This window comes from Cupriavidus sp. 22TCCZM01-5 (assembly GCF_057798915.1).
Window position 1 is genome coordinate 13,854 of sequence record NZ_JBYOJR010000041.1, and the last position, 22,693, is coordinate 36,546.

General features: G+C 67.7%; 24 protein-coding genes. 17 read left to right on the forward strand and 7 right to left on the reverse strand.

Annotation, left to right across the window (positions count from 1 at the left end; genetic code table 11):
* Nucleotides 1–284: 284 nt before the first annotated feature.
* The 7 genes from AC3FNH_RS28130 to AC3FNH_RS28160 all read left to right on the forward strand — a co-directional run bounded on the left by AC3FNH_RS28130 (nucleotide 285) and on the right by AC3FNH_RS28160 (nucleotide 5,535).
* A complete protein-coding gene (locus AC3FNH_RS28130; RefSeq protein ID WP_276099611.1) occupies nucleotides 285–905 on the forward strand; it encodes a MotA/TolQ/ExbB proton channel family protein in 621 nt (206 codons plus the stop codon).
* Between the two features lie 24 nt (nucleotides 906–929).
* Nucleotides 930–1,361 carry an ExbD/TolR family protein gene (locus AC3FNH_RS28135; protein ID WP_276099610.1) on the forward strand — a complete coding sequence of 144 codons (432 nt, stop codon included), beginning with the start codon at nucleotides 930–932 and terminating at the stop codon, nucleotides 1,359–1,361.
* A 127-nt stretch (nucleotides 1,362–1,488) separates the two neighbouring features.
* Complete coding sequence (gene lpxK, locus AC3FNH_RS28140) at nucleotides 1,489–2,595, forward strand: tetraacyldisaccharide 4'-kinase (protein ID WP_488722405.1); 1,107 nt, start codon at nucleotides 1,489–1,491, stop codon at nucleotides 2,593–2,595.
* Entirely contained in the window at nucleotides 2,576–2,779 is a 204-nt protein-coding gene (locus AC3FNH_RS28145; RefSeq protein WP_276099608.1) for a Trm112 family protein, read from the forward strand. The genes lpxK and AC3FNH_RS28145 overlap by 20 nt, the downstream gene beginning before the upstream one ends.
* A 10-nt stretch (nucleotides 2,780–2,789) precedes the next feature.
* A complete protein-coding gene (gene kdsB / locus AC3FNH_RS28150; protein WP_276099607.1) occupies nucleotides 2,790–3,599 on the forward strand; it encodes a 3-deoxy-manno-octulosonate cytidylyltransferase in 810 nt (269 codons plus the stop codon).
* Nucleotides 3,600–3,938: 339 nt separating this feature from the next.
* Entirely contained in the window at nucleotides 3,939–4,604 is a 666-nt protein-coding gene (gene adk / locus AC3FNH_RS28155; RefSeq protein WP_276099606.1) for an adenylate kinase, read from the forward strand.
* Between the two features lie 172 nt (nucleotides 4,605–4,776).
* Nucleotides 4,777–5,535, forward strand: a complete 759-nt coding sequence (locus tag AC3FNH_RS28160) for a 3-hydroxyacyl-CoA dehydrogenase (RefSeq protein ID WP_488722406.1) — start codon at nucleotides 4,777–4,779, stop codon at nucleotides 5,533–5,535.
* 26 nt (nucleotides 5,536–5,561) lie between these two features.
* On the opposite strand, the gene AC3FNH_RS28165 is transcribed toward AC3FNH_RS28160, so the two are convergent.
* Nucleotides 5,562–6,404, reverse strand: a complete 843-nt coding sequence (locus AC3FNH_RS28165; RefSeq protein WP_488722407.1) for an MmyB family transcriptional regulator — start codon at nucleotides 6,402–6,404, stop codon at nucleotides 5,562–5,564.
* Nucleotides 6,405–6,542: 138 nt separating this feature from the next.
* On the opposite strand from AC3FNH_RS28165, the gene AC3FNH_RS28170 reads away from it, so the two are divergent.
* Nucleotides 6,543–7,328: a class I SAM-dependent methyltransferase gene (locus tag AC3FNH_RS28170; RefSeq protein ID WP_488722408.1), complete on the forward strand. Its 786-nt coding sequence runs from the start codon at nucleotides 6,543–6,545 to the stop codon at nucleotides 7,326–7,328.
* 6 nt (nucleotides 7,329–7,334) lie between these two features.
* Here the strand turns inward: AC3FNH_RS28170 and AC3FNH_RS28175 are convergent, their stop codons facing one another.
* Nucleotides 7,335–8,249, reverse strand: a complete 915-nt coding sequence (locus AC3FNH_RS28175) for a LysR family transcriptional regulator (protein WP_276099602.1) — start codon at nucleotides 8,247–8,249, stop codon at nucleotides 7,335–7,337.
* Nucleotides 8,250–8,348: 99 nt separating this feature from the next.
* Between AC3FNH_RS28175 and AC3FNH_RS28180 the strand changes: the two genes are divergently transcribed.
* Nucleotides 8,349–9,365 carry a bile acid:sodium symporter family protein gene (locus AC3FNH_RS28180; RefSeq protein ID WP_276099601.1) on the forward strand — a complete coding sequence of 339 codons (1,017 nt, stop codon included), beginning with the start codon at nucleotides 8,349–8,351 and terminating at the stop codon, nucleotides 9,363–9,365.
* Nucleotides 9,366–9,410: 45 nt separating this feature from the next.
* On the opposite strand, the gene AC3FNH_RS28185 is transcribed toward AC3FNH_RS28180, so the two are convergent.
* Nucleotides 9,411–10,910, reverse strand: a complete 1,500-nt coding sequence (locus AC3FNH_RS28185) for an N-acetylmuramoyl-L-alanine amidase (RefSeq protein WP_488722409.1) — start codon at nucleotides 10,908–10,910, stop codon at nucleotides 9,411–9,413.
* The gene (tsaE, locus tag AC3FNH_RS28190; protein WP_276099599.1) at nucleotides 10,904–11,425 is read right to left on the reverse strand and encodes a tRNA (adenosine(37)-N6)-threonylcarbamoyltransferase complex ATPase subunit type 1 TsaE; all 522 of its coding nucleotides are present in this window, start codon (nucleotides 11,423–11,425) and stop codon (nucleotides 10,904–10,906) included. Before tsaE ends, AC3FNH_RS28185 begins: the two co-directional genes overlap by 7 nt.
* Nucleotides 11,426–11,441: 16 nt before the next feature.
* Here tsaE and queG point away from each other — a divergent pair, with 16 nt between their 5' ends.
* A complete protein-coding gene (queG, locus tag AC3FNH_RS28195) occupies nucleotides 11,442–12,623 on the forward strand; it encodes a tRNA epoxyqueuosine(34) reductase QueG (RefSeq protein WP_276099598.1) in 1,182 nt (393 codons plus the stop codon).
* Here the strand turns inward: queG and AC3FNH_RS28200 are convergent.
* Nucleotides 12,616–13,509, reverse strand: a complete 894-nt coding sequence (locus AC3FNH_RS28200; RefSeq protein ID WP_488722410.1) for an AEC family transporter — start codon at nucleotides 13,507–13,509, stop codon at nucleotides 12,616–12,618. The genes queG and AC3FNH_RS28200 overlap by 8 nt on opposite strands.
* 116 nt (nucleotides 13,510–13,625) lie before the next feature.
* Between AC3FNH_RS28200 and AC3FNH_RS28205 the strand changes: the two genes are divergently transcribed.
* The 6 genes from AC3FNH_RS28205 (at nucleotide 13,626) to plsY (ending at nucleotide 18,340) form a co-directional block, all read left to right on the forward strand.
* Entirely contained in the window at nucleotides 13,626–14,309 is a 684-nt protein-coding gene (locus tag AC3FNH_RS28205) for a chalcone isomerase family protein (protein ID WP_488722411.1), read from the forward strand.
* Nucleotides 14,310–14,419: 110 nt separating this feature from the next.
* Nucleotides 14,420–15,388: a tripartite tricarboxylate transporter substrate binding protein BugE gene (locus AC3FNH_RS28210; RefSeq protein WP_276099596.1), complete on the forward strand. Its 969-nt coding sequence runs from the start codon at nucleotides 14,420–14,422 to the stop codon at nucleotides 15,386–15,388.
* A gap of 250 nt (nucleotides 15,389–15,638) precedes the next feature.
* Nucleotides 15,639–16,118: a methylated-DNA--[protein]-cysteine S-methyltransferase gene (locus AC3FNH_RS28215; protein ID WP_488722412.1), complete on the forward strand. Its 480-nt coding sequence runs from the start codon at nucleotides 15,639–15,641 to the stop codon at nucleotides 16,116–16,118.
* Nucleotides 16,115–17,098 (forward strand): site-specific tyrosine recombinase XerD, encoded by a 984-nt coding sequence (xerD, locus tag AC3FNH_RS28220; RefSeq protein WP_488722413.1) that lies wholly within the window; start codon nucleotides 16,115–16,117, stop codon nucleotides 17,096–17,098. The genes AC3FNH_RS28215 and xerD overlap by 4 nt, the downstream gene beginning before the upstream one ends.
* Before the next feature lie 32 nt (nucleotides 17,099–17,130).
* Complete coding sequence (locus AC3FNH_RS28225) at nucleotides 17,131–17,664, forward strand: aminoacyl-tRNA deacylase (protein WP_488722414.1); 534 nt, start codon at nucleotides 17,131–17,133, stop codon at nucleotides 17,662–17,664.
* Nucleotides 17,665–17,731: 67 nt separating this feature from the next.
* Nucleotides 17,732–18,340 carry a glycerol-3-phosphate 1-O-acyltransferase PlsY gene (gene plsY, locus AC3FNH_RS28230; RefSeq protein WP_488722415.1) on the forward strand — a complete coding sequence of 203 codons (609 nt, stop codon included), beginning with the start codon at nucleotides 17,732–17,734 and terminating at the stop codon, nucleotides 18,338–18,340.
* 491 nt (nucleotides 18,341–18,831) lie between these two features.
* Here plsY and AC3FNH_RS28235 read toward each other — a convergent pair whose 3' ends face one another.
* Nucleotides 18,832–20,100: an ATP-binding protein gene (locus AC3FNH_RS28235; RefSeq protein ID WP_488722416.1), complete on the reverse strand. Its 1,269-nt coding sequence runs from the start codon at nucleotides 20,098–20,100 to the stop codon at nucleotides 18,832–18,834.
* 57 nt (nucleotides 20,101–20,157) lie between these two features.
* Nucleotides 20,158–20,889 (reverse strand): response regulator, encoded by a 732-nt coding sequence (locus AC3FNH_RS28240; RefSeq protein WP_488722417.1) that lies wholly within the window; start codon nucleotides 20,887–20,889, stop codon nucleotides 20,158–20,160.
* Nucleotides 20,890–21,213: 324 nt separating this feature from the next.
* Between AC3FNH_RS28240 and AC3FNH_RS28245 the strand changes: the two genes are divergently transcribed.
* Nucleotides 21,214–22,689, forward strand: coding sequence for an MdtA/MuxA family multidrug efflux RND transporter periplasmic adaptor subunit (locus AC3FNH_RS28245; protein WP_488722418.1), 1,476 nt, complete (start codon nucleotides 21,214–21,216; stop codon nucleotides 22,687–22,689).
* Nucleotides 22,690–22,693 lie beyond the last annotated feature (4 nt).

The window sequence follows — 22,693 nt, forward strand, 5'->3', positions numbered from 1 at the left end:
TTACCCTTTCGGATCAATAACTTAGCCTGCTTGTCCGGCTGGTTTCCACAATCCATCCACAATACTGTCCCGCCTCGCTGTGGAAAGTGTGCGTCACCGCACCGATGCGCGGCCGAGACACCCGTTGCCAGCGTCTTGCCGCGCGCCATGGCGCGGGTTAGAGTGCTGCCTGATTTTCGGAGCAGTGCCGCTGCGTGCAGAGACCCGGTGTGCGCGTATCCAAGGCCTGCCATATAAAGCCGGTCGTTTTCTTGTCGTGTTTGGTTGTCGATTCGGGGGTCCAATTGTTTTCGATCATTCAAGCGGCCGGCTGGCCGATCTGGCCGCTGCTGCTCGCTTCGGTTCTTGCGCTGGCACTGATCGTGGAGCGCTTCCTTACCCTCAAGCGCAGCAAGGTGCTTCCGACCCGCCTCTACGAAGAAGCGCTCTCGGCCGCGCAGCAGCGCCGCGCCACGCCGGAAGTGGTCAATACGCTGGAACAGAGTTCGCCGCTAGGCCGCGTCCTTGCGGCCGGACTGCGCCACGTGGTGCTGCAGCCGCAGACTTCGCGCGACGCCGCCAAGGAAGTCGTGGAGGAAGCCGGTCGCGTGGTTGCCCATGACCTGGAGCGCTACCTGAACGCGCTGGGCACCATCGCTTCGGTCGCCCCGCTGATGGGCCTGCTCGGCACCGTCATCGGCATGATCGAGATCTTTGGCAGCCAGGGCGGCACGGGCGCCAATCCCGAGCAGCTCGCTCACGGTATCTCGGTAGCGCTGTACAACACCGCCTTCGGCCTGATCGTGGCGATCCCGGCACTGATTTTCTGGCGCTATTTCCGCCGCCGCGTGGACGACTACGTGGCCGAACTGGAATTCCGCGCCACGGCGTTCCTGGACGCCATCCTGCCGCAGCGGCGCGGCTAAGCACCGGAACAGGCAGGAAACGCCATGCAATTCCGTTCCCGCCAGCGGCGCGAAGAGCCGGAAATCAACCTGATTCCGCTCATCGACGTACTGCTCGTGATCCTGATCTTCCTGATGATCACGACCACCTACTCGCGCTACACCGAGCTGCAGATCCAGCTCCCGACCGCCGATGCCGAGCACGCGCAACAGCGCCCCCAGGAGATCGTCGTATCGGTGTCTTCGCGCGGCATCTATTCCGTCAACAAGCATGTGATGGAGCAGAAGGACGTGACCAGCCTGGCGGACCAGTTGCGCGCCGCGGCCGGTCCCGCGTCGGGCGGCCAGCCGCCGGTGGTCATCGTCAACGCCGATGCCCAGGCCACGCACCAGGCCGTCGTCAACGTGATGGAAGCCGCGCGCCTGGCCGGACTGTCGCGCCTGACCTTCTCGACGCAAAGCGCGCAGCCGCGCTGACCTCCGCAGGGCTCGGGCACCGGCACGGCGCCGGGCCCGGGGTTGCCGCATGCGCAGGGCAATGCCCATAATGTGCGCGTCCGGCCGGCCGCCGCGCCAGCCAACCAACCCTTCGCCCTGCCCTCCCATGTCCGTTCCGCGCCATGCCCTTGCCGATTTCGTGACCGCCCAGTGGCAGCGCCGGGGCTGGTTCGCGTGGGTGATGCTGCCGTTTTCGCTGCTGTTCGGCCTGATCGCACGCGTGCGCCGCCACGGCTACCTGCGCGGCTGGTTCAAGTCCACGCGGCTGCCGATGCCCGTGATCGTGGTCGGCAACGTGACCGTGGGCGGCACCGGCAAGACGCCGGCCGTGATCGCGCTGGCGCAGGCGCTGACCGAGGCCGGCCTGCGTCCGGGCGTGGTGTCGCGCGGCTATGGGGTCACGCTCAAGCATCCGCGCCGGGTCAAGCCGACCTCGAAGGCGTCGGACGTCGGCGACGAACCGCTGCTGATCGCGCGCGCCGCCGACGTGCCGGTCTGGGTCTTTCCCGACCGCGCGCTGTGCGCGCAGGCCATGCTGGTATCGCACCCCGGCGTCAATGTGCTGCTGCTCGACGACGGCCTGCAGCACTACCGGCTGCAGCGCGACTTCGAAATCGTGATGTTCGACTCCCGCATGGGCGGCAACGGCCTGATGCTGCCCGCCGGCCCCCTGCGCGAGCCGCTGTCGCGCCCGCGCGACGCAACGCTGATCAATGATCCGAACTTCCGCGCCACGCCGGACCGGCCCGATGTCTACGGCATGCGCCTGGAGCTGGACGAGGCCTGGCGGCTCAACGATCCGGCCATGGCGCTGCCAGTCGGCACCTTTGCCGGACGCCGTGTCCTGGCCGCGGCCGGCATCGGCAACCCGGAGCGCTTCTTCGCGAGCCTGCGCGGTGCCGGCCTGAGCCCGAAGACGCTGCCGCTGCCCGACCACTACGATTTCGCCGACGACCCGTTCGCCGGCAACCCCGACGCGCTCGACGCCGACGTCATCCTGATCACCGAGAAGGATGCCGTAAAATGCGAGCGATTCGACGACCCGCGCATCTGGGTCGTGCCCACCACGCCCGTGATCGACGCGGGCCTGATCGACAAGATTCGCCGCGCCGTGCAGGCGCGCGTCGCGGCGCCGACGACTGCCGCGGCGCCCGCATCGGGCGGCGCCCCCGGCCTCAACAAGGAACACCAAGATGGACAACCGGCTGCTTGAAATCCTGGTCTGCCCCCTGTGCAAGGGCAAGCTGGAATACGACCGCGCCGCGCAGGAACTGATCTGCCACGCCGACAAGCTCGCCTACCCGATCCGCGACGGCATCCCCGTCATGCTGGCCGATGAGGCCCGCCAGTCGGTGCCGGGCCGCGTGATCGACCCGGCCAAGCCAAGCGCCGACTGAGGCGCGCATCATGAGCATCCCGGACTTCACCGTTGTCATTCCCGCTCGGCTGGCATCCACGCGCCTGCCGGACAAGCCGCTGGCCGATATCGGCGGACGGCCGATGATCGTGCGCGTGGCCGAACGCGCGCACGCGTCGTCGGCGCGGCGTACCGTGGTCGCCACCGATGCTCCGGCGGTGGCGCAAGCCTGCGCCGCGCACGGGATCGACGCCGTTCTGACGCGCGCCGACCACCCTTCGGGCACGGACCGCCTGGCCGAAGTCGCGGCAAAGCTCGCGCTGCCCGACGACGCCATTGTCGTCAACGTGCAGGGTGACGAGCCGCTGATCGACCCGCAACTGATCGATGAGGTCGCGCTTCACCTCGCGCATCATCCCGACTGCGCGATCGCGACCGCCGCGCATCCGCTGCACGACGTCGCCGAGGTCTTCAACCCGAACGTGGTCAAGGTGGTGTGCGATGCCGCCGGCCGTGCGCTGTACTTCTCGCGCGCGCCGATTCCGTGGTCGCGCGACGACTGGGCCGGCGTGCCCGCGGTGCCCGCCTCGCTTGCCCAGGTGCCGCTGCCGCCCATGCCGGTGCTGCGCCATATCGGCCTGTATGCGTACCGCGCCGGCTTCCTGCGCCGCTTCCCGACGCTGGCGGCGGCACCGCTGGAGCAGACCGAGGCCCTGGAGCAGCTGCGCGCGATGTGGCATGGCGAGCGTATCGCGGTGCTGGAAACGGCGGCCGCGCCGGCACCCGGCGTCGATACCCTGGCCGATCTGGAACGCGTGCGCGCACTGTGGGCGCAAGGCATGGCGCAAGAAGGCCCCTGAGCACTTTGTTGCGTGACATGGCCTTTGCGTTGGGGTTCATACTGTTGCAACCATGGAATCGGCTCGATTTCGGGCCGGATTCCTGCCGCCTCATGGCATAATGCTTGACGATACAGAGCCGTCGGAATGGTGCACCAGAATGCACCGGCCGGCCAAGGCTCGGTGGGGAGATAAAGATAGAGCCCGTCCGGTGACCCGCGCCGCGTTTCCCCCGCAGCGCCGCACCGGCCGACCACGTGACCTGATCCAAGCGCGCGCAGTAAGTCCTGCGTCAAGTTACGGCGTTACCCTCGTTCTCATCTCCCGCCACACCAGATTCAAAACTCTGAGGACCCGTAAATGCGTTTGATCCTGTTGGGTGCGCCTGGCGCCGGCAAAGGCACGCAAGCCAAGTTCATCTGCGAGAAGTTCGGCATTCCGCAAATCTCCACGGGCGACATGCTGCGCGCCGCGGTGAAGGCCGGCACGCCGCTGGGCGTCGAAGCCAAGAAGGTCATGGATGCGGGCGGACTGGTGTCGGATGACATCATCATCGGCCTGGTCAAGGACCGCCTGAAGGAAGCCGACTGCAAGAACGGCTACCTGTTCGACGGCTTCCCGCGCACCATTCCGCAGGCCGAGGCGATGAAGGAAGCCGGCGTCGCGATCGACTACGTGCTGGAAATCGACGTGCCGTTCGACGCCATCATCGAGCGCATGAGCGGCCGCCGCGTGCACGTGGCATCGGGCCGCACCTACCACGTCAAGTACAACCCGCCCAAGGTCGAGGGCATCGACGACGAGACCGGCGAGGCGCTGATCCAGCGCGACGACGACAAGGAAGAGACCGTGCGCAAGCGCCTGGACGTCTACTCGCAGCAAACCCGCCCGCTGGTGGACTACTACTCGGACTGGGCCGCCAAGGGCGACCCCGCTGCCAAGGTGGCCCCGCCCAAGTACCGCAAGATCGCGGGCGTGGGCGACGTCGACAGCATCACCGCACGCGTGTTCGAAGCCCTCAAGTAAGCTTCGGCATAAAGACCGCAAAAAAAAGCGACCTCCGGGTCGCTTTTTTTGTTTCTTCGCGATGCATGGCTTTCCCTCTTGCCAGCCACTCATGGCTCCGTACAATAGCGCGAGAATTGACGTTTACGTAAACGGCAGTCGCCAACGCGACTGGCCACAGAGGAGACAGCAGATGGACATCCAGGGCAATGTATTCATCGTCACGGGCGGCGCATCGGGCCTGGGCGCCGGCACCGCACGCATGATTGCCGAGGCAGGCGGCAAGGTGGTCATCGCCGACCTGAACGAGGCCGCGGGCACCGCGCTCGCGCAGGAGCTGGGCGGCGCCTTCGTCAAGTGCGACGTGGCCTCCGAAGCCGACGGCCAGGCCGTCGTGGCCGCCGCGCTGGCACTGGGCCGCGTGGCCGGGCTGGTCAACTGCGCCGGCATCGCCGTCGCCAGCAAGACCGTGGGCAAGAACGGCCCGCATCCGCTCGACGCCTTCGACAAGACCATCCGCGTCAACCTGGTCGGCACCTTCAATATGATCCGTCTGGCCGCGGCGGCCATGGTGCAGAACACGCCCGACGCCGAAGGCGAACGTGGCGTGATCATCAACACCGCCTCGGTCGCGGCCTTCGATGGCCAGATCGGGCAAGCCGCCTATGCGGCCTCGAAGGGCGGCGTGGTCGGCATGACTCTGGCCATCGCGCGCGACCTGTCGCGCGACGGCGTGCGCTGCGTGACGATCGCCCCCGGCCTGTTCGAGACGCCGATGCTGCTGGGCATGCCGCCGGAGGTCCAGGACGCGCTCGGCAAGATGGTGCCCTTCCCGCCGCGCCTCGGCCGCCCAGCCGAATACGCCAAGCTGGCCCAGGCCATCATCGGCAACACCATGCTCAACGGCGAAGTGATCCGGCTCGACGGCGCGATCCGCATGCAGCCCAAGTAAGCGGCTGCTCTCCCCTGCTGCGGCCCTCAGGCCGGCAGCAGCATCACCAGCATCAACCCCGGCGCCGCCGCCGGCCACAGCGTGAGCTGCTCGAACTGCAGCGCGCCGAGCGCCGGATGGTGGAAGCCGCGGCGCCCGCCCTCGCGGTCTTCCACATCCTGCGACAGCCAGGCCGCGCGAAAGGCCGGGCTGTCGGCCATCAATCCCTCGATCAGCGCGCGCATCGGCGCATCTTCCGCATGGCGGATGCTGTGCGCGCGGAATTCCGCCACGAGGCGTCCGGCCCGGTGCGTCCAGTCGTCGACCAGCACCTGCAGCGGCGCGGACAGGAACATCGCGCGCAGCAGATTGCGCTCCTGGTTGCCGCCATCGAGCCAGCCAACGAACAACCGTGCCGCGGCCTCGTTCCACGCCAGCGCGTTCCACTGCCGGTCCAGCAGGTAGGCCGGGCCGTTGATGGCATGCACGCTGGCCATGACAGCCGGCGGGACCGCTTCGCTGCCGGCCTGCTGCGCATCGCGCCGCCCGGCCAGTTCGAACAGGTAGGCCCGCTCGGCGCGCGACAGGCGCAGCGCGCTGGCAAGGCTGGCCAGCGCCCGCGCCGACAACGCCACCGGGCGGCCCTGTTCCAGCCATGTCACCCACGTGGCGCTCAGCCCGGCAAGCTGGGCCACTTCCTCGCGGCGCAGGCCCGGCGTGCGCCGGCGCCGTCCTGGTGGCAGGCCCACGTCTGCCGGTGCCAGGCGTTCGCGGTGCGCGCGCAGGAAGGCGCCGAGCACCGCTTCACGCGTGACCGGCGCGGCGGCATCCGGATCCGGCGGATGGTCCGAATGGTCCGGACGTGCGAGGAAATCGGAGGATTCGACCATAGGCTGGTGCGTCTTATACCAGGATAAAACGGTAACTTGTACCGGGAAAACAGTCGTCATACAGTAGTCCGGACCCGCACTGCGGGCAAGTCCCCGAACCACCAGAAGACCGGCTTGGAGCCGGTTCAGGAGCCAGTCATGCAACAACAGGAACTCGTCGCCGCCCAGTTCGGCGCGACTGCCAGTGCTTACCTCACCAGCGCCGTCCACGCGCAGGGGGCGGACCTGGACCAGCTCAGGCAGGAACTGGCCGAACTGATCCCGGCGGACAAGCGCGCGGCCAGCACCGTGCTGGACCTGGGCTGCGGTGCCGGACACGCGAGCTTCGCCGCGGCGGCGGTCGCCGGCACCGTCACGGCGTATGACCTGTCGCGGGAAATGCTCGACGTGGTAGCCGGCGCGGCGCGAGAGCGCGGGCTCGCCAATATCGTCACGCGGCAAGGAGCGGCGGAAACGCTGCCGTTCGATGATGGCAGCTTCTGCGCGGTGGTCTCGCGCATGAGCGCCCACCACTGGCGCAACGTGCCGGCCGCCCTGCGCGAGATGCGCCGCGTGCTCAAGCCGGGCGGCAAGGTGGTGCTGATCGATATCGCCGGCGCCGAAGATCCCTTGCGCGACACGTGGCTGCAGTCGGTCGAACTGCTGCGCGACCCGTCGCACGTGCGCGACTACACCGGCCCGGCCTGGCGCGCGATGTTCGAAGCGGCGGGCTTTGCCGCTGATGACATCGGCGTCTCGCCGGCCTGGCGCATCGGCATCGAGTTCGAGAGCTGGGTCAGGCGCATGCGTACCGCGCCGGTCGCGGTCGAGGCCATCCGCCACCTGTGGCAGCTCGCGCCCGCCGAGGTCCGCGAGCACTATCGCGTGCAGGCGGACGACAGCTTCGACCTGGAGGCGGTCATGGTCACCGCCCGGTCACGCTGAAGCCGTTCAGGCGGGCTCCTGCTCCGGCGCGGCCGCCTTGATGGTGAGGTTGCGGACCAGCGACCACACCGCCGCCGCGGCCGGCGACAGCGAGCGGTCCGCGCGCCGGACCATGACGATGCGCCGCTCCTCGCGCGGCACCAGCGGCCGCCATACCAGCGGCGACGCCGCCGGCAGCGGCAGTGAGTAGGTCGGCAGGACCGAGGCGCCAATGCCCGCCTCCACCATGCCGAACACGCTGGCCGAGTGGCCCAGTTCCTGTATCACCCGCGGCACGATGCCGTGGCGCCCGAACACGCGATCGATTAGCGGCCGGCTGCCGGAGGCGAAGTCCAACAGCACCAGCCGCATGCCGTCCAGCGCCGACCACGGGACCGTCCTGGCCTGTGCGAGCGGATGGTCACGCCGGCATACGAAGCAGAACGGGTCCGTCACCAGCGGCTCGATAGTGAGCCCTTCGTGCACCAGCGGGTCGATCAGCACGCCAAAGTCCACGCCGCCCACGCGCACCTGCTCCAGGCCATCGGCCTGCACGTTGTCGCGCACGGTCAGGCGGATTTCCGGGTATTGCGCCGCGCACGCGGCCACATACATCGGCATCAGCCGCGCCGAAATGGTCGGTGCCCCCGCTATCACCACACGGCCACGATAGTGCTCGCCGAGCTGACGGGTGTCCTCCAGCGTGTCATCGAGCTGGCCCAGCAGCCGTTCGAGCGCCGGTGCGAGCGCGTGTCCCGCAGGCGTCAGCACGACTTCACGCGTGGTGCGGTCGAGCAGCCGCACGCCAAGTGATTCCTCAAGCTCCGCCACGCCGCGGCTGATGGCGGACTGGGTCAGGCCGACGGCGTCCGCTGCCCGGCTGAAGCCGCCTGTTTCCGCGACGGCGAGAAACACCCGCAACTGCCGGAGTGTGTAATTCATGCAACGAGGAGATAAATGAATGCAATAAATGAATTTGCATTCTAGACCCGGGTATCGTCCAATACTAGGCTAAACCCTTAGAAGCCTAAGTAGCCCAGCATGTTTTCCAAGCTCAAGAAACTTTATGACCTGATCGACGGCTTCGTCCTGATCATGCTGACCGCCATAGGCATTGCCCTGCTGGCCCCCGAGTTCGGCAGCAGCCGCGGTCCGCTGCACCTTGGCACCGTCACCAGCCTGGGCGTGGCACTGGTGTTCTTCCTGCATGGCGCGGCACTGTCACGGGACAAGCTCGTGGCAGGCGCACGGCACTGGCGTCTGCACGTGTTCGTACAGGCCTTTACCTACGTCGTGTTCCCCGTGGTCGGCCTGCTGCTGATGCTGTCGCTGCGCAACTCGCTGCCGGCGGACCTGCTGCTCGGCGTGTTCTATCTTTGCGCGCTGCCGTCCACGGTATCTTCGTCAGTGGCCATGACGTCGATGGCGCGCGGCAACGTCCCGGGCGCCATCTTCAACGCCACCATCTCGGGCCTGATCGGCATGGCCGTCACGCCGCTGCTGATGGGCCTGGTGATCAGCGCCAGCGGCGCGTCAATGCCGCTGGGCAAGGCGCTCACGGGCGTGGCGCTGCAGCTGCTGCTGCCGTTCGCGCTGGGCCAGCTGCTGCGTCCGCTGATCGGCAACTGGCTCGCGAAGAAGAAACAGATCACCAGCAAGATCGACCGCGGCGTGATCGTGCTGATCGTCTATTCGTCGTTCTGCGACGCGACCGCCGAAGGCCTGTGGCACCACTACCAGTGGCAGACCATTGCCGCGGTGATGGGGCTGGCCGCCATGCTGCTGTTCGTTGTACTGGGCACGACCACCTTCGTCGCGCGCCGGCTGCGCTTCAGTGTCGAGGACGAGATCACTGCTGTTTTCTGCGGCTCCAAGAAGAGCCTGGCCAACGGCATTCCGATGGCCAACATCCTGTTCGCCGGGCATCCGGCGCTGGGCCTGCTGGTGCTGCCGCTGATGGTCTATCACCAGCTGCAGCTGATCGTGTGCTCGGTGATTGCTGCGCGGTATGCCGACCGGGATGCGTTGGTTGAGGATGGGGGTACGGCGCGGGCTTGAGGTTTCGGTTTAGCCGGCGAAAAAACCACGCATGCCAAACTCCCCCTACACCGACGGATTCTTCGACAACGGCGGATTGCGCGCAAAGTAACTCCGAATCCCCCGCAGGATGGCATTGGCGAGCTGCTCCTGGTGCGCATCGTCATTGAGCTTGCGCTCTTCCTCCGGGTTGCTGATGAAGGCCGTCTCGACCAGGATCGACGGGATATCCGGCGCCTTCAGCACCGCAAACCCGGCCTGCTCCACGCTGCCCTTGTGCAGGCGGTTGATGCCGCCGATTTCCTGCAGCACGGCCTTGCCGACCAGCAGGCTGTCGTTGATCTGCGCCGTGGTCGACAGGTCCAGCAGCACGCGCGCGACCTGCGCATCCTTGTTGAGGTTGGCCCCGCCGATCAGGTCCGAGGCATTTTCCTTGTTGGCCAGCCAGCGCGCGGCCGTGCTCGACGCCCCGCGCTCGGACAGCGCGAACACCGATGCGCCCTTCGCCTCCGGCGACAGGAAGGCATCGGCGTGGATCGACACGAACAGGTCGGCCTGCACGCGGCGCGCCTTCTGCACGCGCACGTTCAGCGGCACGAAGAAATCGGCGTCGCGCGTCATCATCGCGCGCATATTGGGCTGCGCATCGATCTTGGCGCGCAGGCGGTGCGCGATCTGCAGCACCACGTCCTTCTCGCGCGAGCCCGAGGCGCCGATGGCGCCGGGGTCTTCGCCGCCGTGGCCGGGATCGATCGCCACCGTCAGCAGGCGGCGCATCTTGAAGGGGCGCTCGGCCGTTGGATCGCCCTGCGCGACCGGCGGTACGACGGGCGCGTTGGGCCTGGGCACCACGGGCGCCGAAGGCTTGGGCGGCTTGACCGCGGCGATAGCCGGCGGCGGCGCCGTGGTCGCCGGCACGTCGCCCTTCTCATCGAACTTGCGCACGAGCGCGCCGATGGCGTCTTCCTCCGCGCCGGCGGGCGCGCCAGCCACGCCATCCGCACCCGGCGGCGGCGCGCTGTTGGCGAAACGGCGCTGCTTCTCCTCGGTGTCGCGCACGAGCTTCCACAGCGGATCGGGCGGGTTGACCGGATAGAGATCGAATACCAGACGGTTCTTGTAGCTGCCGATCGGCGCCAGCGTGAACACCTGCGGTGCGACGTTCTCCTTGAGATCGAACACCATGCGGACCACGCGCGGCCGGTTCTGGCCGACGCGCACGGTCTGGATATAGGGATCGTTCGGCGTAATCTTGGCCACCAGCTCGCGCAGCGTGGGCGAGAGATCGAGGCCGTCGATGTCCACCAAGAGCCGGTCCGGGTCGTGGATCATCTGGTGCACGGCGGCCAGCGGCGTGTCGGATTCGATCGTGACGCGGGTGTAGTCCTCGGCAGGCCAGACGCGTACCGCGACAATGCCGGCACCGAAGGCCAGCTGCGGTCCGGCGAGGGTCAGCACGGCCGTGCCTGCACCAAGCTTCAGGCACTGCGCCATCCACTTGCGGCGGGCTTGCAGCAGTCCGTCGGGTCCATCGGGTCGGTCGGTGGCGAGTCGCTTGATCAGCATGCGTTCAGCAGGGTAATTCCAGTGGGAGTATAGGCGCGCAGCGTCGCGATCCGCCGCTCGCCGGCCATGTCCGCGATCCCGGCCGCGGACATGTCCGATTGGAGCAACACGTGCAGGTCCGGTTCCCCAAGGAGGCGCCCGGCCTTCTCGGGCCACTCCACGAGATTGAAGGCGGGCTCGGCGAAGCAGTCGCGGAAACCCGCGTCGATCCATTCCTCGGGATCGGCGAAACGGTACAGGTCGAAGTGGTAGACCGTCAGCGGCGAACCATCCGCGCGCGCGACGTCGTAGGGCTCGCACAGCGTGTAGGTCGGGCTGCGGACCTTGCCGGCATGCCCGAGCGCGCGCAGGATGGCGCGCGACAACGTGGTCTTGCCCGCGCCCAGGTCGCCGGAAAGCTGCACGTGCACGGTCGTGGGCGGCAAGGCGCGTACCACGCCGGCGAGCGCCGCGCCGAAGCGGGCGGTGGCGGCTTCATCGGCCAGCGTCAGGGAACGTTCTTCGAGCAGGGGCATTGCGTACAATTCAGGGATGACCGACCGAGCATCCGAAGCGCCAGGCGCCCCCGTTCCGCGGCCCGTGGCCGCTGCCGATGCAGCCGCTACAGGCGGCCTGGAGGCGCTCGTGCAATCGATCCGGGACTGGGGCGCCGAGCTGGGCTTTGCCTCGGTGCGCATTGCGGACGTCGATCTCAGCCATGCCGAGCCAGGGCTGATGGCATGGCTGGCTCAGGGTTATCACGGCGACATGGATTATATGGCGAACCATGGCCCGCGGCGCGCCCGTCCCGCCGAACTGGTGCCGGGCACGGTACGCGCCATCGTCGCCCGCATGCCCTACCTGCCCGCCACGGCCGCGCCGGACTGGCGCCGGCATGAGCTGGCACGGCTCGACGACCCCGCCACCGCCGTGCTGTCGCTCTACGCGCGCGGCCGGGACTACCACAAGGTGCTGCGCAACCGGCTGCAGCAGCTCGCGAGCCGCATCGAGGCCGCCATCGGCCCGTTCGGCTACCGCGTCTTCACCGATTCGGCGCCGGTGATGGAAGTGGCGCTGGCCAGCCAGGGCGGGCTGGGCTGGCGCGGCAAGCACACGCTGCTGCTCGACCGCGACGGCGGCTCGATGTTCTTCCTCGGCGAGATCCTGGTCGATGTGCCGCTGCCGGCCGACCCGCCCGAAGCCTCGCATTGCGGCAACTGCCACCGCTGCATCGACATCTGCCCCACGCGCGCGATCCTTGGACCCTACAGGCTCGATGCGCGCCGTTGTATTTCTTACCTGACCATCGAGCACAAGGGCCCGATCCCCGAGCAATTTCGCGCACCGATGGGCAACCGCGTGTATGGCTGCGACGACTGCCAGCTGGCTTGCCCGTGGAACAAGTTCGCGCACCGGGCCACGCTGCCCGACTTCGAAGTGCGCAACGGCTTCGACGCCGCGGACATGGTCGACCTGTTCCTGTGGACCGAGGCCGAATTCAACCAACGCCTGGAAGGCAGTCCGATCCGCCGCATCGGCCATGAACGCTGGCTGCGCAACCTCGCGGTGGGGCTGGGCAACGGCCTGCGCGCCGCCGCCAGCGGCCAGCGGCCGCAAGACCGCGCGCTGGCCGCGCGGATCCGCTCCGCCCTGGAAAGCCGCCGCGCCGACGCCACCCCGCTCGTACGCGAGCACATCGACTGGGCGCTCGCGCAGGACCAGGCCGTCAGCTGACCAGTGCGAGCCAGATTGGCGTGGTGATGATCGCCGCGACGGTCATCACGGAGATGGTCGCAGCCACCATGGGCCCGTTGCCGCCCATGCGCACCGCCAGGATATAAGCGCTGGAAGCCGTGGGCAGCGAGGCGTACAGCACCACGATCTGGTACTGCAGCTCGGTCAGCGGCAGCAGCCGGCCCGCGAGCCAGGCCAGGCATGGCATCGCCAGCAGCTTGACGCCGGACCACCACGCGACCGGTCCGACAGTGCCGGTCGCCCCGCTCATCTGCAGCCCCGCGCCCACCGTCATCAGGCCGAGCGCGGTCGATGCCGAGCCAAGCCGGTTGAGCGTCATCGCCAGCACCTCGGGCGCGTGCAGCCCCATCAGGTTGGTCAGCAGCCCGCCGGCGGTGGCCAGGATCAGCGGATTGCGCGCCAGCTCGCGCCACAGCCGCGTGTCGCCGTGCCGCGCCAGCGCCCATACCGCGGCCACATTGCACAGCGGCACCGTGCAGCCCACGATCACCGCCATCATGGCCAGGCCCTCGCCGCCACCGATGCGCGAGGCCAGCGCCAGCCCGATATAGGAATTGAAGCGGAACGCGGTCTGCAGGCCCGATGCAAAGTCCATGGCATCGGGGCGCAGCACCCATTTGACGGCGTAGCCGGCCACCATGCCGAACGCCATGACCGCCAGCGCAAGGCCAAGCATGGCCGAGGTCGAGGAAAAATCGAACACGGCGCTATTGGTCGACTGCAGCAGCAGCGCGGGAAACAGCACGAAGTAGACCAGGCGCTCCACGCCGCTCCAGAAGGCACGGTCGAACGGCGAATAACGGACCAGCAGCCAGCCGATCAGGATCAGGCTGAAGTCGGGGACCAGCAGGAGAGCGGAAGACATCTCGTGAACGTTGTCGTTATTGTCACGGCCAGCTGGCCGGATGCTGCGAGGGGGAGGCGGCGGAATGTGCAGACTAGGGCAGATCCGGATTGGTATTTTTCCAGAAATGGCCCAGCATGGCATACCAAGTTGTATGCCTGACCCTTATGCTGCACCGCCGCAATCCCTCATCGCCGGGCCGGATCATTGCCCCGCGCCCGTATTCCCGATCCCGCCTGACCCCGCGCCGCATGCTTGCCATGATGGCCGCCGGCCTGGCGTTTGCCGTGCTGCCGGCGGCCGGCAATGCGACGGAATTCGAGGGCCTGCGCTTTGAAGATGCCGCGCGCGTGGCTGGCAAGGAACTGCAGCTCAACGGCACCGCGCTGCGTTCGGGGCTGCTGCTCAGGGGTTACGTGGCGGCGCTGTACCTGCCCGAGAAAGCGCGCAACGCCACCGTGGTGCTTGGCACGCCCGGGACCAAGCGGTTGCAGCTTCGCATGCTGCGGGAAGTGGATCCCGCGGAATTCGCCAAAGCGTTGCAGAAGGGCATGCGTGACAACCACAGCGAACTGCAGATGCAGATGCTGTCCGCCCGGCTGGCCCAGTTCGAACGCACCATCGACCAGGTCGGGACGGCCCGCAAGGGCGACGTGATCAATCTCGACTTCTCACTGGATGCCGGGACCGTGGTCGCCATCAATGGCACCCCGCGCGGCCGCCCGATTCCCGGCGAAGACTTCTACCAGGCCGTACTGCGCGTCTTCCTCGGCGAACACCCCGTGGACCGGGACGTCAAGCGCGGCCTGCTGGGCGGCTGAGCCGCCGGACCAGACGTTGCCACCGCCGTCCCGCCACCTGCGGGAAAGCGGTGGTGTTTTCTGCCGGGCACCACCCCCGCCCGGACTTTCCTGACGGGAGACCTGATCTCATGCAAGCTGGCAAAATCGCTTTGACCCTGGCCCTGGCCACCGCGGCCTCCATCGCGCAAGCGCAGAGCTTTCCGAGCAAGCCGATCCGCCTGATCATTCCGTTCGCGCCGGGCGGCACCACCGACATCGTCGGCCGTGGCGCCGCCGACCAGATGAGCCGCATCCTGGGCCAGCCGGTCGTGGTCGAGAACCGCGCCGGCGGCGGCGGCTCGATCGGCGCCGACGCCATCGCCAAGGCCGCGCCCGACGGCTACACCATCGGCATCTCCACGGTGTCGACCATGGCCGTGAACCCGGCTTGCAACCCGAAGCTGTCGTACGACCCGATCAAGGACTTCAAGCCCATCACCAACCTGGCCAACGTGGCCAACGTGATCGCGGTGAACCCGAACTTCCCGGCCAAGAACTACAAGGAATTCCTGGCCGTGCTGAAGGCCAACCCGGGCAAGTATTCGTTCGCCACCTCGGGTACCTGCGCGTTCGGACATATGCTGGGCGAGCAGTTCAAGGTCTCGACCAAGACTTTCATGGTGCATATCCCGTACCGTGGCGCGGGCCCGGCGCTGAATGACGTGCTGGCCGGCCAGGTGCCGATCATGGTGGACAACCTGCCCTCGTCGATGCCCTACATCAAGGCCGGCAAGCTGCGCCCGATCGTGGTGGCATGGAACAAGCGGCTGGATTCGCTGCCCGATGTGCCGACGTTCGGGGAGATGGGGCTGAAGGAGCCGAATGACCCGGCCTGGTATGGCCTGGTGGCGCCGGCCGGCACGCCGGATGACGTCATCAAGAAGCTGAATGAAGCTGCCGTCAAGGCCCTGCAGGACAAGGGGTTCCAGGAGCGTCTGCGCGCCGCCGGCGCCGAACCTTCGGGCAATACGCCTGCGCAGCATGCGGCGGAGATTAAGAAGGAATTCGATAAGATGAAGAATCTTGTGAAGGTGCAGAATATTAAGTTGGAGCAGTGAGGGTGGTGTGAGATCTGCCGGGTCTCACCCGCGGATGGGCCGCCTGCGGGCGGCCCTTTTCCGTGGTATTGGCGGGGTTGTCGTGCTTGGCAGGCGTGGCTGTTTCGCCGGCGTAGCCGGCGAGTCACTTTTGTCTCGCGACAAAAGTAACCAAAAACGCGTTTTCGTGGCTGACGAACGGGCCGAGGTGGTGAAGACGGTACAGGGCAAAACGCATTAAAATCCGGACTTCGCGCTTCCCGCCACTGCCATGCCCGCCAATTTCGACGCCATCCTCCCCGCACCCTTCGGCAAGGTCGGCGTGCGCACCGACGGCGAGCGGATCGTGGAGACCTTCTATCTGCCTGACACCGCGGAGTTGCTGGCGCCGCGCCATGAGGTGGTGCTGCGCCTGCAGGCGGAACTCGAGGCGTACTACGCCGACCCCGATGCGCGCTTCGACGTGCCGCTGGCCATTGCCGGAACCGCATTCCAGCGACAGGTCTGGCAGGCCATCTGCACGGTACCGCGCGGCGGGCTCACCACCTACGGCGACATCGCCCGCAAGCTCGGCAGCGTGCCGCGTGCGGTCGGCCAGGCCTGCGGGCAGAATCCGCTGCCGATCGTGATCCCGTGCCATCGCGTGGTTTCGGCCAGCGGTATCGGCGGCTTCGCCCATCATGCCGAGGACGGCTTCCACCTGGAAGTGAAACGCTGGCTGCTGCGCCACGAAGGCGCCATGCTGTTATGAAGCGCCCCGCCGGTACCAGCCGGACGACACGCAAGCCGCGCACGGTGCATGCCGACGCGGATGCCGTAGCGCTCGATGCCGCCATCGCGCCCGAACTCGACCTGGTCAGCCGCTTCTGCGACGCGCTGTGGCTCGAGGACGGCCTCTCGCGCAACACCATGGACGCCTACCGGCGCGACCTGTCCATGCTGGCGCGCTGGCTGCACCAGGCCGGCAACGGCGGCCTGCTGGCGGCTGGCGACACCGAGCTGAACGCCTATTTCCTCGCCCGCCACCCCGAGACCCGCGCCTCGTCTTCGAACCGCCGCCTCGCCGTGTTCCGCCGCTTCTACCAGTGGGCGCTGCGCGAGCAGATGATCCAGGCCGATCCGTGCATCCTGCTGCGCCCGGCCAAGCAGCCCCCGCGCGTGCCCAAGACGCTCTCCGAAGCCCACGTGGAAGCCCTGCTCGAAGCGCCCGACACCAGCACGCCGCTCGGCCTGCGCGACCGCACCATGCTCGAGCTGATGTACGCGAGCGGGCTGCGCGTGTCGGAACTGACGCAGATGAAGACCGTGGAAATCGGCCTGAACGAAGGCGTGGCGCGCGTGGTCGGCGGCAAGGGCGACAAGGAGCGCCTGGTGCCATTCGGCATGCAGGCCGGCGACTACCTGCGGCGCTACCTTGGCGGCGCGCGGCCCACGCTGCTTGCCGGCCGGGCCTGCGACGCGCTGTTCGTCACGCAGCGCGGCGAAGGCATGACGCGCCAGGCCTTCTGGCACCTGATCAAGCGCCATGCGCGCGATGCCGGCATCGACGTGCCGCTGTCGCCGCACACCTTGCGCCATGCGTTTGCCACGCACCTGCTCAACCATGGCGCCGACCTGCGCGTGGTACAGCTGCTGCTGGGCCACGCCGACATTTCCACGACACAGATCTACACCCACGTGGCGCGCGAACGGCTGCGCGAGCTGCACCAGCAGCACCATCCGCGCGGATAGTGTCCTGTTGTCCCGTATCGCTGCACCCCGACATGAGCAAATCGAAACATATCTCGGAAACCCCGGCCACCCAGTTCCTGCGCCGGCAGGGCGTCGCCTTCGGCGAGCATCCGTACGAATACGTCGACCACGGCGGCACCGGTGAATCGGCACGCCAGCTCGGCGTGCCCGAACATGACGTGGTCAAGACCCTGGTCATGGAAGACGAGCGCGCGCAGCCGCTGGTGGTGCTGATGCACGGCGACTGCTCCGTTTCCACCAAGAACCTGGCGCGCCAGATCGGCTGCAAGAGCGTGCAGCCGTGCAAGCCCGAGGTCGCGCAGCGGCACAGCGGCTACATGGTCGGCGGCACCTCGCCGTTCGGCACGAAGAAGCGCATGCCCGTGTACGTGGAAGCGACGGTGCTGGACCTGGAGCGGATCTATATCAACGGCGGGCGGCGCGGCTACCTGGTCAGCCTGGATCCGAAGCTGCTGACCGCGCTGGTCGATGCCAGGCCCGTGGAATGCGCGCTGCCTGACTGTGGCGGCCCGGTCCAGGCGGTATTGGGGAAGTCACGGTCGTGATGAGTCCGCCGCCGCGCTACAATCCCGCCAATTCCAGACAAGGCAGCCACTGCCCGCGCATCCCCTCATGGCCAACCTGCTATTCGCTCTCGCCGCCTACCTGATCGGGTCGGTTTCCTTTGCCGTCGTCGTCAGCAAGGTCATGGGCCTGCCCGATCCGCACAGCTACGGCTCCGGCAACCCGGGCGCGACCAATGTGCTGCGCACGGGCAACAAGAAGGCGGCCATCTTCACGCTGCTCGGCGACGCGCTCAAGGGCTGGCTGGCGGTGTGGCTGGCAACCCGCTTCGGGCCCGCCTACGGCGCCGATGACAACGGCCTGGCGATGGTGGCGCTGGCCGTGTTCCTCGGCCACCTGTTCCCGGTGTTCCACCGCTTTGCCGGCGGCAAGGGCGTTGCCACGGCGGCGGGCATCCTGCTGGCCATCGACCCGATCCTGGGCCTGGCCACGCTGGCCACCTGGCTGATCATCGCGTTCTTCTTCCGCTACTCGTCGCTAGCCGCGCTGGTCGCGGCGATTTTCGCGCCCTTCTTCCATGTGCTCATGGATGGCATCGACGCCATGGCCGGCGCCATCCTGGTGATCGCCATCCTGCTGATCGCGCGCCACCGCCAGAATATCGCCAAGCTGCTCGCCGGCAAGGAAAGCCGCATCGGCGAGAAGAAGAAGGTTTAAATGCAGCGCGGCACGCCCGCCGCGTGCCCCACGGTGCCGCGAGCGGACGAGCAGAAGAAAACGAAGAAGAGAAACGCACGCGTCCGCGACGTTGACGACAGGTGTTCTGCCGACTAGTGAGCCGCGCAGCAGCCGAAGGCGATGATGCGATACCGGTGTTAGCAGGCGGCCACCGCCCTACATGGGGATCGTACAAAAGCCGGTTATCGGAGGCACTGGTTCTGACTCACTATGCGTAGCAGGTTCGAACGGGCAACCAAGCATCGCGAGACCAAAGCCGCTTGAACACAAGAAGCGTATCGTTGATGGCCAGCCGCCAGGCGACGCGCTTTTCTGCTTACTCTTTTGTCGCTCGGACAAAAGAGTAAGTCGCCGGCTACGCCGGCGAAACAACGGCGCCTGCCAAGAACGACATCCCAATCCCAACCACAAAGCCCCGCCGGCGACGCCGGCGAAACAGCAGCGCCTGCCAACCATGACAATCCATTCCCCTACGCCCCCACCGCCCCCCCAAACAACATCTCAACCCGAAACCCACCCTGATCCGCATTCACCAGGTTGAGCTTGCCCCCAGCCTGCCGCACCAGCCGATCCACAATCGCCAGCCCCAACCCCGAATGCGCATTGCCGCCGCGCGCCGGATCCAGCCGCACGAACGGCAGCGTGACGCGTTCCTTGTCCGCCTCGGGAATCCCCGCGCCCTGGTCTTCAACCACCAGCAGGTAGCCATCCGCCGTGCGCGTAGTCGCGATGCACACCGGCGGTTTGCCGTAGACGTAGGCATTGTCGACCAGGTTGCCGATGATCCGGTCCAGCTGCGTGGCGATCATGCGGAATCCATCGCCCGCGCCAAGCGACAACACCACCTGCCGCTCCTGCTCCGCGAGCGAGGCGGCCAGCTCATTGACGCGGCGGTCCACCGACACCGGCCGCGCGGTGGGCTCGCTGGTTTGCGCAAAACTCAGAAACTGCTCGACGATGGCCGCCATGGAGTCGACATCGCGCGTCACGCCCGCCGCGGCCTTGGGGTCCGACAGCATCTCGGCGCGCAGGCGCAGCCGCGCCAGCGGCGTCTTCAAATCGTGCGCAATGCCGGCCAGCATGGTGTTTCGCTCCTGGTCGATGCGCGTCAGATCCGCCACCATGCGGTTGAAACGCTCGATCAGCTGGCGCAGCTCATGCGGGCCGCGTTCGCGCAGCGGCGCCACCGGCTGCTGCCGCGACAGTTGCTCGGCGGCCGCGGCCATGTCGCGCACCGGCCGCTGGATCTGCCACGCGATCAGCAAGGCAAAGATGATGGCCACCCCCACCACCAGCATCACGCCCGGCACCAGCCGGTTGTCGGGGGGCGGATTGTGGACCCACAGGATCGGCATCGCGATCCAGTCGGCGCGCGTCGGCAGCTTGATCCAGAGCCGCGGCGTGGCCTCGTCCTCGATACGGATCTGCGTGCCTCGCGGCAGGCGCGTGATGAACTGCTCCACCAGCCGCCGCGAGCGGCCCTTGGGCACGATGGTGTGTTCTTCGGCACTGGCCGCGCTGGCCACCTCGACCAGGCTCGGCAGCGGCACGGGCGGACGCGCATCGAGCGCCCGCTGGATGCTGGCGAACTGGAACAGCATCTGCTCGACCGAGTAGTCCACCTGCTGCTGGCGCCGGTCCATCCGCAGGATGGCCAGCCAGGAGAAATGGCTGATCACCAGCACGGCGGCAATCAGCAGCGCCATGCGGCCGAACAGGGTATCGATACGCAACTTCATGTCGGGACTCGTCGTTGCCACCCTGCCGTCAGACGGACAGCCCGGGCGGCATGGGCGTCACTGCGGAATATCTTCGGCTTCGTCGGGCACGAACGTGTAGCCGCGCCCACGCACGGTCTGGATGTAGCGCGGACGCTGCGCGTCTTCGTCGAGCAGCCGGCGCAGGCGCCAGATCTGCACGTCGATGCCACGGTCGCTGATGCCGCTGGCGGTGCCATACATCAGCTCGACAATGCGCTCGCGCGACAGCACCTCGAGCGGATGCATCAGCAGCAGCTTGAGCAGCGCGAACTCGGTGTCGCTGATCGACAGCACCTGGTCCGCGCGCTGCAGCGAGCGCTGGCGGAAATTCACGCGGAACGGCCCGAACGCGACCGCTTCGCGGTCTTCGGGCGCGGCCGCGGGACGCGCCAGCTTGCGGCGCAGCACGGCATTGATGCGCGCCAGCAGCTCGCGCGGCGAAAATGGCTTGCCGAGATAATCGTCGGCCCCGATCTCCAGGCCGACGATGCGGTCGATCTCGTCGCTGCGCGCGGTCAGCAGGATCACCGGGATATCGTCGTTCTTGGCACGCAGGTTGCGCAGCGCCGTCAGGCCATCGACCCTGGGCATCATCAGGTCCAGCACGATCAGCGCCGGACGCTCGCGCTCCAGGCGTGCCTGCAGGCCGTCGCCGTCGTGCAGCACGGAAACGGCAAAGCCTTGCTGGGTCAGGTACTCGCGCAGCAGATCGCGCAGTTCAGGGTCGTCGTCGACGACAAGGATCTGGGTGGGCTGGTTCGTTCGCATAGGCACATGATAGTCAGGCTGGCCGCTCTGCTGCCGGATCTGGCTGGCGGCTTTGTTTCCGGAGGTTACACGGGCGGCGCTGGTAATCCTCTGTAATAAACCGGCGCCCCGCGGAAACACGTGCATCCGGCGTCTCACATTATCCTTGCGCCATGGCATGCCTTTGCGCTGCCCGGCCAAACCCACAGGCCGCTGCCCGCTAGGGCAGAACCCCACGCCAGATGGGGCTAGTGCCGCACCTGATGCGGCATACTGAAGCATCGCCGCGCCCGAGACCGCGCGAAGAACGCCGGCGCAAACCGCGCCGCTCCCAGGATTCCGGACATGTCCAACCCCGAACAAGGCCAACCACCCAACCCGCCGTCCCGCCCTCCTCAGGGACCCGCCCGCTCCCCGCGCCGCAAGCTGATTGCGGGGGCCCTCGTCGTGCTGCTTGCAGGAGGCGGCTGGTACTGGTACAGCCACCGCGGCGCCAAGCCGGACGTGCAGGCGGCCCGCGGTCCCGGTGGCGGTGCCAGCGGTCCGGGCGCCCCCGGGCGCGGCGGCCCCGGCGGCCCCGGTGGCCCTGGCGGCCCCGGCGCGCCGCGCTCGCCGGTGGTGGTGTCCACGGTCGCGCAGCGCGACATGGACGTGGTCCTGAACGGCCTGGGCAACGTCACGCCGGTGTCCAACGTCACCGTGCGCGCCCAGGTGTCGGGCCCGCTGCTCAAGGTGCTGTTCAAGGAGGGCCAGATGGTCAAGGCCGGCGACGTGCTGGCCGAGATCGACCCGCGCCCGTTCCAGGCCGCGCTGGACCAGGCCGTCGGCCAGCTGGCGCGCGACCAGGCGCTGCTGCAGAACGCGCGGCTCGACCAGAAGCGCTACCGGACCCTGCTGCAGCAGGATTCGATCTCCAGCCAGCAAGTCGATACGCAGGACGCGCTGGTGCGCCAGTATGAGGGCGTGGTCAAGACCGACCAGGGCAATGTGGACAACGCGCGGCTGCAGCTGGGCTACACCAGGATCGTGGCGCCGGTGTCGGGCCGCATCGGCCTGCGCCAGGTCGACCCGGGCAATATCGTCAATACGTCCGACACCAACGGCATTGCGCTGATCACGCAGATCCAGCCGATTGCCGTGCTCTACACCATCCCCGAAGACAACCTGCCCGCCGTGCTGAAGAAGCTCAATACGGGCGAAAAGATGCCGGTGCAGGCTTGGGACCGCCAGATGCGCAACCAGCTTGGCGACGGCGCGCTGCTGACCACCGACAACCAGATCGACACCACCACCGGCACGGTCAAGCTCAAGGCGATCTTCCCGAACGCCGACGGCATGCTGTTCCCGAACCAGTTCGTCAATGTGCGCACGCGCATCGACACGCTGAAGGACGCCACGGTCATCCCGGTGGCCGCCGTCCAGCGCGGCCAGCAAGGCACCTTCGTCTACGTAGTCGACGACAGCAGCAAGGTCAAGGTGCAGGTGGTCACGCTCGGCCCCGGCGACGGCACCCGCATCGCCGTGCTCAAGGGCGTGGAGCCCGGCCAGCGCGTGGTGGTCGATGGCGCCGACCGGCTCAAGGAAGGCATGACCGTGGAAGCCGTAGACCCGGCGGCACGCGCGGCCCAGCTGGTGCCCGCCAGCCAGCCGCGCGGGCGCGGCCGGCGCCGCGACGGCAGCGGCTGGGGTGGCGCCAGCGGCGCCCATGCCGAGGGCGGCGCCAGCGCGCCGCAAGGCGAACACCGCCGCCAGCGCGAAGGTGCCGGCGCCGGCGCCAGTGGCGCCGCGGCCGAAGCCCCCGCCCCGCGCCGCCAGCAGTAAGGAA